9 protein-coding genes are annotated in these 13,299 nt (G+C 35.5%); 1 reads left to right on the top strand and 8 read right to left on the bottom strand.

Annotated elements, in window-relative coordinates; translation table 11 throughout:
- Window positions 1–555: 555 nt before the first annotated feature.
- Window positions 556–2,172 carry a putative manganese-dependent inorganic diphosphatase gene (locus tag DYH56_RS08185; RefSeq protein WP_114642357.1) on the top strand — a complete coding sequence of 539 codons (1,617 nt, stop codon included), beginning with the start codon at window positions 556–558 and terminating at the stop codon, window positions 2,170–2,172.
- A 63-nt stretch (window positions 2,173–2,235) separates the two neighbouring features.
- Here the strand turns inward: DYH56_RS08185 and DYH56_RS08190 are convergent, their stop codons facing one another.
- The 8 genes from DYH56_RS08190 to DYH56_RS08225 form a co-directional block, all read right to left on the bottom strand.
- Window positions 2,236–3,408: an iron-containing alcohol dehydrogenase gene (locus DYH56_RS08190; RefSeq protein WP_114642358.1), complete on the bottom strand. Its 1,173-nt coding sequence runs from the start codon at window positions 3,406–3,408 to the stop codon at window positions 2,236–2,238.
- Window positions 3,409–3,762: 354 nt separating this feature from the next.
- The gene (locus DYH56_RS08195; protein WP_114642359.1) at window positions 3,763–5,427 is read right to left on the bottom strand and encodes a peptide ABC transporter substrate-binding protein; all 1,665 of its coding nucleotides are present in this window, start codon (window positions 5,425–5,427) and stop codon (window positions 3,763–3,765) included.
- 96 nt (window positions 5,428–5,523) lie between these two features.
- A complete protein-coding gene (locus DYH56_RS08200) occupies window positions 5,524–6,534 on the bottom strand; it encodes an ABC transporter ATP-binding protein (protein ID WP_114642360.1) in 1,011 nt (336 codons plus the stop codon).
- Window positions 6,535–7,533 carry an ABC transporter ATP-binding protein gene (locus DYH56_RS08205; protein WP_114642361.1) on the bottom strand — a complete coding sequence of 333 codons (999 nt, stop codon included), beginning with the start codon at window positions 7,531–7,533 and terminating at the stop codon, window positions 6,535–6,537.
- 9 nt (window positions 7,534–7,542) lie between these two features.
- The gene (locus DYH56_RS16365) at window positions 7,543–8,715 is read right to left on the bottom strand and encodes an ABC transporter permease (RefSeq protein WP_114642387.1); all 1,173 of its coding nucleotides are present in this window, start codon (window positions 8,713–8,715) and stop codon (window positions 7,543–7,545) included.
- 10 nt (window positions 8,716–8,725) lie between these two features.
- A complete protein-coding gene (locus tag DYH56_RS08215) occupies window positions 8,726–9,646 on the bottom strand; it encodes an ABC transporter permease (RefSeq protein ID WP_114642362.1) in 921 nt (306 codons plus the stop codon).
- A gap of 583 nt (window positions 9,647–10,229) precedes the next feature.
- The gene (locus DYH56_RS08220) at window positions 10,230–11,648 is read right to left on the bottom strand and encodes a sodium:solute symporter family protein (protein WP_114642363.1); all 1,419 of its coding nucleotides are present in this window, start codon (window positions 11,646–11,648) and stop codon (window positions 10,230–10,232) included.
- A 49-nt stretch (window positions 11,649–11,697) separates the two neighbouring features.
- Entirely contained in the window at window positions 11,698–12,783 is a 1,086-nt protein-coding gene (locus DYH56_RS08225) for an NAD/NADP octopine/nopaline dehydrogenase family protein (RefSeq protein ID WP_114642364.1), read from the bottom strand.
- Between the last annotated feature and the right edge of the window lie 516 nt (window positions 12,784–13,299).

Below are 13,299 nucleotides of genomic sequence, written 5' to 3' on the forward strand. Positions count from 1 at the left end.
AGATGGAATCTTTAGAATCTAATTTTTGCCACCAATCATCACTAATTTACAAACTTCTACTGCTATAGCACAGTAGTTTTTTTCTGTCGCAGATTCCTCAGATTTTCAAATCAAAAGTTTTTTTCTTGGTTTAAAAACCGAAGTTTATAGTCGTCAAACTCCGGCAGTACTGTTCCTACAATGACGATTGCGACTTGCTCCACAAAGACAAGATGGCTTTAGCTTCGGTTTCTCTTATTCACATTTATAAAATTCTTTTTAACTACAAGAATTTTATAATATTCGTGACCTCGGGAAACCATAAAAAGGAGGAGTCATATTATCCTCCCAGAGATCTACCTCCCCCACTTATGTTAAGAGGGGGAACAAAAGGGGGCGTTACTCTCTTTTTCCCAGCCTCATTGTTCGTTTTTAGTTACAACTCACCCTTGTTATTTAATGATTTAAATGGTAATATATTTAGGTTAAAAAAATACATAAACACAGTAAATTAGGAGCTTCTATCTGCAATAGGTAAGGCTTCTGATATTTTACTATAATTTTAGGAGGTCAACAATGAAGGAGAAGGTTTTAATTTTTGGACATAAGAATCCAGACACAGACTCTATATGTTCAGCTATTGCATATTCTAACCTTAAGGATCAATTAGGACTTAATACAAAGGCTGTCAGATTAGGAGAAATAAACAAGGAAACTGAATTTATTTTAAATCATTTTAATGTAGCAACACCACAGTTGCTTACTACTATAAAACCACAGGTCAAAGACCTGACTAAGGTCGAAAAGGAATTAATAAAGGAAACTGACTCTATCCAAAAAGCATTGGAGATCATGACTACTGAAAATTATTCAAGTTTGCCTGTTGTCAATAAAAATAATAAGTTGGAAAATATGATCCATATATCGGAGATTGCAAATGCATATTTAGAGATGAGTACCAGAGATATTTTCCTTGACTATGAAACAACATTTGAAAATGTCTGGGAAACTTTAAAGGATGATGCTGTTGTTCTCAATGGAGTATACCCGGCAGGTAAGATAGAGGGGAGACTTAGAGGAGTTTCTGAATTAGCTAAAATTTCTAAGGGAGATGTAGTAATCACTACACTTTTTTCAGGACATATCAAAAATGCTGAAAAAGCCGGGGCAAAAATCATATTTTTATGCGTAGATAAAAATGATGAGATCCCTGATTACGATATAAATATACCCCTTGTCAGGGTTAATAAGGGAATCTTTAAAACATTTAAGATGATCTCTCAATCGGTACCTGTAAAGGCTATCTTAAAACATAAAAACTTTTTTCATTTTGAAACTACTGATTTTATAGAAGATATCCAGGATATTATGAAAGACTCTTCTCAAACTAACTTCCCGGTTGTGAATAAAGACGGAACTATATTTTCTACTATTAGATCCAAACATATTATGAATTTCGGAAAAAATGAAGTTATCTTAGTGGATCACAATGAAAACTCTCAATCGGTAGACGGGATTGAAACTGCTAAAATATTGGAAATAGTAGATCATCATAAATTTGGAAACTTTGAAACTTCTGAGCCGCTTATGATCAGAGCCTCAGCTGTTGGCTGTACTTCTACAATAATTTACGGATTATTTAAAGAGGAAGGAATTACCCCTGATAAAACCATAGCCGGACTTATGCTCAGTGCTATTTTATCGGATACATTGATATTCAAATCTCCTACCTGCACACCAAAAGATGTAGAAGCTGCCAAAGAATTGGCTGTCATTGCAGATCTGGACTATGAAAAATACGGGATGGAAATGCTCATTGCAGGGACTTCTTTGGGAGATAAAACTCCTGATGAGATTATAACTATGGATATGAAAGAATTTTCTATGGGTAAGTTCCAGACTGCTGTAGCACAGATCAATACCGTTGATATAGACGGGTTACTTAATAATAGAGAAAATCTGGAATCTGCTATGAATGGGATGATAGATGAAAATAACTATGACTTATTCCTGCTGGTTATGACCGATATAGTTAATAACGGTTCTAAAATTCTTGCATTGGGAAATTCTACCGAATTAGTAGAAAAAGGATTTAATGTAGAATTAGAAACTGGGACTGCCTGGCTGGATGGTGTAGTTTCAAGAAAAAAACAAATCGTTCCATTTCTTATGGCTGCCAGCCAGGGAATGTAGGGTTTATTATGGAAGAGGAGATAGCTGACCGCTATCTCCTCTTTTTATACTAATATTTTTATTTTACAGTGCTTCCTCTAGAATCTCCCTTGTTATCTCCAAAGTCTGGTCTCCCCTTTCTGATAATTTTACCATCCCATGTGATTTTAGAGAACCGATAATATTGTCTATATCATCTTCCCCTATTCCATGATCTGACAGCTTAGTTGTAATACCTAAACTATGGAAAAACTCCTCGGTTTTTTTGATAGCTGAATCCACCTTTTCTTCATCACTTCCCTCTCTTAAGTTCCATACTCTCTCTGCATATTGTAGGAGTTTTTCGAACTTTTCAGCCTTCCTTACCTTCCAGGTAGCAGGCAGGATCGTAGCCAGGGTCTTGGCGTGATCTACTCCAAATATTGCTGTCAAATCATGTCCTATCATGTGTACCGACCAGTCCTGCGGTACTCCGGCACCAATAAGCCCATTGAGCCCCATTGTAGCTGACCATACCAAGTTTGCCCTGGCCTCATAGTTGGTAGGATTTTCTATAGTTTCCTCACCTATCTCTATCAATGTCTGCAAAATCCCCTCAGCAGTCCTGTCCTGGAACTTAGCATCTACCGGATAGGTAACATATTGTTCCACTGTATGGATGAATGTATCTACAATTCCATTGGCAATCTGAGTTTTAGGTAAAGTATATGTAAGCTCAGGATCTAAGATGGAAAATATTGGAAATGATTTACTGCTGGAAACAACCAGCTTATCCTTTCCATGACTTATTACTGCTCCATTGTTCATCTCTGAACCTGTTGCCGGTAAAGTTACCACAGTTCCAAATGGAATAGTCCTTTCCACAGGAACTCCTCTGAACCCAAAGCTTAATAACTCTTCCTCTTTTCCAATATACTCATCCTTGCAGGAAGCTATTCCTATAAATTTAGTCCCGTCCATAACGGAACCTCCTCCAACAGCCAGGATGAAATCGATCTTCTCCTCCCTTACTAGTTTCACAGCTTTCATCAGAGTCTCAAACTTAGGGTTGGGTTCTATCCCTCCAAATTCAAATACTTCCCTCTTTGATTTTTTTAACTCATCTATCACCTTGTCCAAAGTTCCAAACTTCTTTACCGATCCCCCGCCATATGTGATAAGTACACGGGAATTTTTCGGTACCAAACCATCCAACTGCTTCATCTGACCCTTCCCGAATACAATCTCTGTTGGGTTATAAAATTTAAAATTTAACATCTTTTCCTCCTTGTACGGTTAATTCATGAATTAACCCTTCATAAATTCAAAACCTTTTAATTTCCTATACATTGAGTATACATCTTAAACCATGGTTTAAGGCAATTTTTTTTAGGAACGTGACGTTCCATCCAATTAGGCACAATCTAAGCTTTCAAATTCTTTAATATATCCATAAAAATTTTAACTTTCTAAATAACAAAAGCCTCCTAAAAGTATGAATACTTCTAGGAGGCTTTTTTGTTTATACTTTTCCACTTGTCTTTGGTTTCCTTGTATCACATTTAAAATTCATTCTAATTAGAATTGATTTTAATACTCGTGAATCGGGAGACCAATAGGAAGGAAGAGTTTCTATTCTATTATTTCGACATTTCCAAAGTACCAAGTACCTAAAATATCTCTTTCCCAGTTTTTAACCTTATCTTTAACCATGATTACACCTGTATAGTAGTAGATAGGCATAGTGATTAATTCATCCATCATGATTTTTTCGGCACCATAAAGATCTTTATCTCTAGCTTCACCTTGAGCTACCTTTGAATTTTCGATCAATGCATCAAATTTCTTATTCTCAGGGAAATCTCCTTTAGTGTAATTCCATTGTGCATCGTTGTTTCCAGAGTAAGAAGTCCATAGATCTAAGAATGTCATAGGGTCGTTGTAGTCCCCGATCCATCCAGCTCTTGCCACTTCAAAGTTTCCTACATGTCTAGTATCTTGGAATACTGCCCACTCTTGATTTACTAAGTTAACTTCGATTCCTAAGTTTTTCTTCCACATCTCTTGAATTGCTTCTGCAATTGCCTTATGTCCTTCATTTGTGTTATAGATAAGCTCAACTGGAGCCATTCCTTCACCATTTGGATATCCGGCCTTAGCTAAATATTCTTTTGCTTTTTCAACATCAGCAGTAGTAGAAATTCCGTAATCTCCTGCAGTTGCTCTAAAGTCATTTCCTTTTGAATCCACTAATCCAGTTGGAACAAATCCAGTAGCTGGCTGCTGCCCAGCCTTTGTTACTTCTGTTACTATCTCTTCCCTGTCGATAGCTAAAGTAAGAGCTTTTCTTACATTGATATCGTTAGTTGGCGCTTTATTTACATTAAATATATAGTAGTATGTTCCTAAAAATGGAACTATATGGAAAGTTGGATCTTCCACCTGTCTCTTAGGAATTTCTTGTACAGGCACTTGGTTAGAACCTAAAACATCTATTTCATTGTTATCATAAGCTGTTAATGCTGTTCCACTATCCACTATCATTGTCAGAACGATCTTGTCTAATTTAACACTGTCTTTATTCCAGTAGTGTTCATTTGGAACTAAGATAACCTTATCATTCATATGGTATTCAGAAATCTTGAATGGCCCATTTGAAAGTGTTATGCTAGGATCCTTTGCCCATCCTTCAGGTTTTTGAACTACTGCATCTTCCCTAACCGGCATAAATGTATAGAAAGTGATTAGGTTTAAAAAGTATGCTGTAGGAGCTTTTAAAGTTACTTTAAAGGTATGGTCATCCACTGCTTCTAATCCTACATCCTCTTTAGTTCCTTTACCTTCAAAAAACTCCTGTCCGCCTTTGATATAGTAAAGTTGGAATGAATATTCAGAAGCTACTGCCGGGTCTAATGCTCTTAACCAGGCATATTTATAATCTGCTGCTGTTACAGGTTTTCCATCGGACCATTTAGCATCTTTTCTAAGATGGAATGTATAAGTCATCTTATCATCTGAAATCTCTACAGATTCTGCCCCTGCTGGCTGAGCTTTTCCATTGGCATCTACCCTCATAAGACCTTCGAAGGTATTGTTTACAACTATTCCACCATCTGTTGCAGAGTTCAGTTGAGGATCCACAGATTTTGGATCTGCTCCTAAGTTAAATGTCATTACCTGTTCCATTTGTTTTTCCACTGCTGCTGTATCCGTTTCCTTAGGCTGCTCTTTTTCCCCTCCACAAGCAGTCAGTAATACTGCCATCAGAAGTGTCACTACATAAAAGATTTTCTTCATAAATTTCCTCCTCAAATAAATTGATAAACGCTGTTACTAAAAAAAACTAATCATTAAAACGATAAGTCATTATACCTATTACTTCTATAGAATCCTTTATTTTTTTGTGCCATCATAAAATTGTCTGGAAAAATGACAAGCTACAAACCTTCCAGGAGCTATTTCCTCTAACAATGGTTCCTTTTCACTGCAGATTTCCTCTGCATATTTACACCTGGTTCTAAACCTGCATCCACTAGGCGGATTGAGTGGGCTGGGTACATCTCCCTTTAATATTTCCCTGTCCATTTTGGCATTCAATTCTGGATCTGGGATAGGTATAGATGAAAGCAGTGCTCTGGTATATGGATGGATAGGTTTATCATAGAGAGGATCTGATTCTGCTATTTCTACCATCTTTCCTAAATACAGTACCCCTATCCTATCTGAGATGTGTTTTACCATGGACAGATCATGAGCTATAAATAGATAGGTCAATCCCAATTTTTTCTGTAAATCATCCAGCATATTTACCACCTGAGCCTGGATAGATACATCCAGTGCTGAGATCGGTTCATCACAGATTATAAATTCTGGTTCTACAGCCAGTGCACGAGCTATTCCTATCCTCTGCCTTTGTCCTCCACTAAATTCATGGGGATATCTGCTGGCATGTTCCTTACTGAGCCCTACTGTATCCAATAGTTCATATATTCTTTTCTGCCTCGCTTCACCCTTTGCCAGGTTGTGGATATCCAGAGGTTCTCCTATGATATCTCCTACTGTCATCCTGGTATTCAGTGACGCATATGGATCTTGAAAGATCATCTGGATCTTTCTTCTGTAGGGCTCTAATTCCCTTTCATTAAGGTGGCTTATATTTTTACCATCGTAGATTATATCCCCGCCGGTTACATCATATAGCCTTATTATAGTTCTTCCAGTTGTAGATTTCCCGCATCCTGACTCCCCTACCAGTCCAAAAGTTTCACCTTTTTTTATATGAAAACTAACATCATCCACAGCTTTTAGATGCTGCATCTTTTTTTTGAAAAAACCTTTATTTTTAGAAAAATATTTTTTTAGATTTTTTATCTCTATCAGAGTATTGTCATTTTTATTTTCCATCTATCTTACCCCTCCCTTTAATTCCGTCTTAGGAGAATCTGGATGAAGTAACCAGCACATAGATTTATGCCCTTCTCCGCAGTTGAAAAATTCCGGCCGTTCCTCCATACATATATTCATAGCATGTTCACACCTTGCTGCAAATGGGCATCCCTTTGGAGGGTGTAATAAATCTGGAGGTGTCCCATCTATGGGTACCAGCCTTTCTTTATGTTCTATCTTAGGGATAGACTTTAATAATCCTACTGTATATGGATGTTTTGGATTATAGAAGATATCCTCTACCTTTCCTTCCTCCATGATAAGTCCCCCGTACATAACCAATACCCTGGAACAGACATCAGCCACTACCCCCAGATCATGGGTTATGAGTACTATCGATGTATTTAATTTATCCTTCAGTTCCTTCATAAGATCTAATATTTGAGCCTGGATAGTAACATCCAGTGCTGTGGTTGGTTCATCGGCAATAAGCAGATCCGGCTCACATGAAAGAGCTATGGCAATCATTACCCTTTGTCTCATCCCTCCACTGAATTCATGGGGATAAGCGTTTATCCTTTTTGTCGGGTCAGGTATTCCTACTAATTCTAACATCTCAATGGCCTTTTTCAGAGCCTCAGCTTTAGACAGGTTTTGATGTTTTCTAATAGCCTCCATAATCTGGTCCCCTACAGTATATACAGGATTTAATGAGGTCATTGGATCCTGAAATATCATAGCTATCTCATTTCCCCTTATACTCATCATCTCTTTCTTATTTTTCTTTAAGAGATCTTCCCCTTTGAATACTATCTCACCACTTTTTACAGTTCCCGGATATTGCAGCAGTCCCATTACAGACATAGAGGTGATACTCTTTCCACTTCCTGATTCCCCTACAATTCCCAAGGCTTCTCCTTTATTTAAACTATAACTTACACCTCTTACAGCCTGTACTTCCCCTAGGTGGGTAAAAAATGAAGTTTTTACGTCCTTAAGTTCAATTAATTTTTCCATGTTTCCCCCCTATTTTCTCAATCTCGGATCCAACGCATCTCTAAGTCCATCCCCTAAAAAGTTAAATGCAAGCATTGTTATACTTATTGCCATTGCTGGAAAAAGTAATTGATATGGATAAGTTCTTATTCCTGCCAAGGCATCACTGGCCAAGGTTCCCCACGATGCTTGAGGTGCACTTACTCCAAGCCCTATAAAACTTAAAAATGATTCTGTAAATATTGCGTTTGGTATCATCATAGTCAGTGATACGATGATAGGTCCCATTGCATTTGGTATGATGTGTCTGCTGAGGATCCTAAAATTTTTGGCTCCTAGAGTTTTTGCAGCCATAACATATTCATGCTGTTTTATACTTAAGGTCTGCCCCCTTACAATCCTTGCCATCCTAACCCAGAAGGTAATTCCCATGGCTATTATAATTGTTTTTAATCCTGGAGCAATGATTACCATAAGTAAAATTACATACAGCAGTAATGGAATTGTACTTATTATATCCATTATTCTCGTCATTACTGCGTCTACTCTCCCACCTAAATATCCGGCTATTCCTCCATAAAAGATTCCAATAAAGAAATTTACCAGGGTAGCTACTATTGCTACTGTAAGTGATATTCTAGCTCCATAGAGTACCCTTATGAAGAGATCCCTTCCGTGGGAATCAGTCCCGAAGAAATAAGTTTTATTAAAAACCCTCTTTAATACTTCTGTTTCCTTGTTGTCTACCAATATTTTATATTTTTGAATACTTGGATTTTTCATAGCTAATTTAGCGTTTTTATAATCCAATACTACCCTTTTCCCGTCTACTTCATAGATCTTTTGTGAATTCATCATGTCATTTTTAACAGGTTTCAATGATTCTAACAGTTCCCCGTCAGAAGTTACAGTAAATAACTTATATTCAGGATGTACATATATATAATTGGATTTATCCACTTCATATATATCAAATCTAGGAGCTATATTTCCAAATCTCAGATCCTGGTCTTCATAACTAAATCTAGATATCATAGGTCCAAAAATTGCTATTATAAACAATAAAATTATTACCACTAAGCCTATCATGGATAGTTTATTTTGTTTTAACCTTCTCCAAGCGTCCTGCCAATATGTAAGGCTGGGTCTTATCTTCTTCTCACCTTTGGTCTCCTCCGATGCTTTTTCCCATCTTTTATCCATACCTTCCCCCTTAATCATGTAATTTAATCCTAGGATCTATCAACACATAGATGATATCTACTAAAAATACCATAATTATATAAAATCCTGCATAAAAGATTGTTACTCCCATGATAACTGTGTAATCTCTATTTCCTACACTTTCTACGAAATATTTTCCCATTCCAGGTATAGCAAAGATTTTTTCGATAACAAATGATCCAGTTAAAATTCCTGCTATCATTGGCCCCACATAGGTAACTACTGGTAATAATGCATTTTTAAGAGCATGTTTTCCTATTACTACAAATTCTGACAGCCCTTTGGCCCTGGCCGTCCTGATATAATCCTGCTGCAACACCTCTAACATAGATGATCTGGTCAGCTTGGATACAAAAGCTAAAGAAAATCCAGAAAGAGCTATTACCGGTCCGATATAATGTTTCCAGGAAGTAAGCCCGAAAGATGGCAGGATCCCCAATTTTCCACTAAATATATATATGATCAAAGTAGCTATTACAAAACTTGGGATTGTCACCCCTAAAGTAGCTATAACAGTTACCACATAGTCTTCCCATTTATTTTGCTTCAGAGCAGATATTATCCCCAAGGGAATACCTATTACGAGCACCACTAATACAGCAGTTCCTCCCATCCTTGCAGATACCGGTAATCCGCTTTCTACTAAGTCAATTACGTTTACTCCTACTTTTTGAAACGAAGGCCCGAAATCAAAACTAAACACCCCTTTCATATAGTCGAAATATTGTATATGGAGCGGTGCATTCATGTTGAATTTGGCCTCTAATGCTGCTATTACTGCTGGCGGTAACGGTTTTTCCCTTGTAAAAGGTCCCCCAGGAATAGCGTGCATCAAGAAAAAAGTCGCTGTAATAACTATATACAGTGTGAATAACATTTGACCCAATCGTTTAAAAATAAACTTTCCCATTCTTTCCTCCCTTATTATTAAATTTTGCTTAGCTATATATATCATTAGCGATACATATAACTATATATATAGCACAAAAATTCCAATAATCAAAATTAATAGTTTTTAAAAAATCGCATTTTTTGTAACTTTATAGTTTCAAATACGAACTTTTGTAACATTTTTTTAGCACGATTGTGCACAATAAATTAATTTTCATAATATTTTATATGAATAAAAATTAATTTATTTTTTAATTATTTTCCCCTATTAAATTTTAAGTTTTCATAAGTAAAAATATATGAGTAACTGAAAACAAAGTTTATTTTTAGTCACTCTTATATAATTAACACACACTCTCATTCATAAAAAATATCAAAGAATCATTTTTCAGTACAAAACTCTTCTTTTTTTCTTAAATTGAAAAAACCTCCTATAAATTAGGAGGTTTCAGTTTTTTTCAATAAGATCTATACAGCAGCTATAACAGATACTTCTACCAAGAGAGATTCCCTGGCCATATTTGCCTCTACACAGTATAATATTATATTAACGATAAATCATAATTCTACAAATATTTCATATCTTTAAATCTTATCTAGTACTAAGAATTAAGCTCCTCTTCAGCCACTTCAGATTCCCTTTTGGTAAACTTACTCACAACAATCAATGAAATAAATGAACTGAGTATTCCTAAAAGTACATATGGTATAGTTGTTTTTAATAAAAATCCTGATAGACATGCTAAGAATCCAAAACTCATACTTGCTACTACTCCTTGAACAGTTAAAAAATTTGACTCTTTAAAAAAATAACCTAAAAATATAGGAGCTAATAATACCGAAGCTGAGAATGCATAGGTAAGAACTAAAAGTTTTAATGCTTCAGGGAATATTATGGCTATAATAACAGCCGCAGCTGTTACACCTAGTGCAAACACCCTTGAAATATGTAAACGTTTTTTTGAACTCATAGTATCTGTCTTTATTACCTTCCCTAAAATATCTGTGGTAAAATTAACCACAACTGTCTGGATGGCACTATCTATAGTAGAGATAATAGTTGCTACAAGAAATCCTGAATATATAGCTAAAAACCATATGGGTAATTTATTTAAAAACCATGCCGATGCCATCTCTGGTTGCAGATTAGGTGCCATACTTCTGATTGAGAATCCTAAATAAATTGCCCAAAATTCAGCAAATAAAATTAATAATCCGCTATATATAAGACTTTTTTTAGCGTCCTTTATATTTTTAACAGCTCCTATCCTTTGATAATACATCTGATTGGTTAATCCTCCTGGAAGGATTGCAAACATCCAGATTAATATGGTTGGCCAGCCTACCGATGTCATACTCTGAGGAAAAGCCTTTGTCTCCACAGGAAGATTAGAAAAAATATTGGTGATCCCTCCTCCCATCTTAAACGCAAATACAAGAGAACCTATGGATACCACAATCATAAGACAACTGAAGATAAAATCTGTCCAGGCTACCGACGCTAATCCTGCTGGAAGAACAAAAAGTAAACTGATAGCTGCAAAGATAATTATCAATATAACCGGCGATACGCCCAATAAATTTGAAAATAATTTTGAAACTGCCACCAACTGTGTACAAATCCAGCCAAAGGGAACTATTATAGTGGCCAATACAGCCACTAAGGTAAGAGTCTTACTCTTACCATAAAACCTCTCCAAAATATCTGGAATAGTTGTAAATTCCTGAGTCCTTAGCCACTGAGCAAAGAAACTCAGTATAAACATTACTCCTGATAAAAGTATACCGTAGGTCAGAGTTGCCCAACCGCTACTGTATCCCAATCCTACATGGGCTACCAACATTCCGCCACCCATAACGGTTGCAAATTGTGAACCTACAGTAACATATAGGGGAAGTGCACGCCCCCCTACATCCCAATCTTCACTGGTATTAAACTTTTTACCTATATATACCGATATAGCACCACTTCCCAGGAGCACCACTGCCGTAGCTAGAACAATATAAAAAATACGACCCATAAAAATACCTCCTAATTATTATCTTAATCTAATTACCTCTCCGATCCCTTCATAGATTTTCTACATAATTTAATAATTCTTCCTTAGAAAAATCTGAAAATCCTAGTGCACTCATTGTCCGCTTATCACTCAGAAGGTCGTCTCCCAAAATGGATTTTCCAAGGTTTACAATAGTTTCCATTCTATCTACATTTACTCCTACCATTTTTCCCATAGACATCATTGCCTCTAAAGAATAAGGAATATCTTCCAGTACATATCTTGTCATAAGAGTTTTTTGACCTATTATTCCATTATATGCCTTAGTATTCTTACATAATTCACTTAAAGTTTCTCCAGTAGAGTCATACATATCCACATACCATTTTTTCATAGGAATAATGTCTATATCCAGGGCTTTTCCTATTAAAATTCTTTCTTTATCCATCTTTTCTATATATTCTCCAATCACAGGGGTTATACCCTCATGATAGTATAAAAAATCTTCTTTTGAATCTATCTTTGATGTATTGAGGAGAGTTGGAGCTGGGTGCATCATAGCATTAAAATTTTCTAGACTGGTATGAATCACATTTTTAGCTTCTCTAAATTGTGGAAAAGCTGTATTTAATACTTCCAGCATTCTTTTATTTTCTGTTGCTGGGAGAGCAGCAGCAAATAAATAGTTTTTAATTCCAAAAATATGAGCTTTTCCTGGTTCTGTTACACGACAAGCATATAATAATGAATTTACTTCTCCTATTGTTACATCCGCTTTACAGTTTTCTTCCATAAGGGTCTTTTTAAATTCTAAAGCTCCAAAAGTAGAACCTGGATGGAGCAGAACTATCTGACCATCTTTTAGATGTGGTGCACATGCTTTAGCAATATCCTTGTGATACAAAGACGGTAAAACAACAATGATAAAGTCAGCATCTTCTATGACCTCTCTGATGTTAGTGGTTGCCATCTGAACTTTTCCAAAACCTTCTACAATTCCACTGACATCTATCCCTCCTTTTTCATTAATCTTTTTAACAACTTCTTCATTTACATCAAAAAGTTTTACAGGAAATCCTTTAACCCCTAAATGCCCAGCCATAGACTGACCTCCATTTCCACCACCGACAATTGACCAATTAATGTTTTTAATCATTTTTACCTCCTTTAATTGTTTAATTGTACTACAATCAAACTGTTTAAAAAAAAATACCTGCTATTCATTTTCTAATTTTAAATTACGAGTGATATTCTTGAGGTTCCTACAACAACATAAGTTGGTAAAAAATTTCCTCCTGCTATTTTTTAATATTATATATTATAATTAAATATAAATTCAGTTCGACACTAAAATACTATTTTTAAGTATTGTTCAGTTGTGCCACAATCTATTTTAAATTGGCACTAATGCTATACTTGGATTCATGAAATCACCTCCTGCTATTGTAATACATTATGAACATAAATTTAATTAGGTACTTAAATACTATTTTTGAAGCATTGTTTAATTGTACTACAATCTATTTTAAATTTATATTAGCACTAATGTTTAAAAATCCTTTTTTTTATTTTAAAAAAAAAATTTATTTTTATTAACGATCCAAAAAAAACCTATTAAAGGAACCAGGCAATGATACTTATTTCGGTTCTGGTGCAACAATTTAAATATGAT

Source organism: Psychrilyobacter piezotolerans (assembly GCF_003391055.1).
Lineage (GTDB): Bacteria > Fusobacteriota > Fusobacteriia > Fusobacteriales > Fusobacteriaceae > Psychrilyobacter > Psychrilyobacter piezotolerans.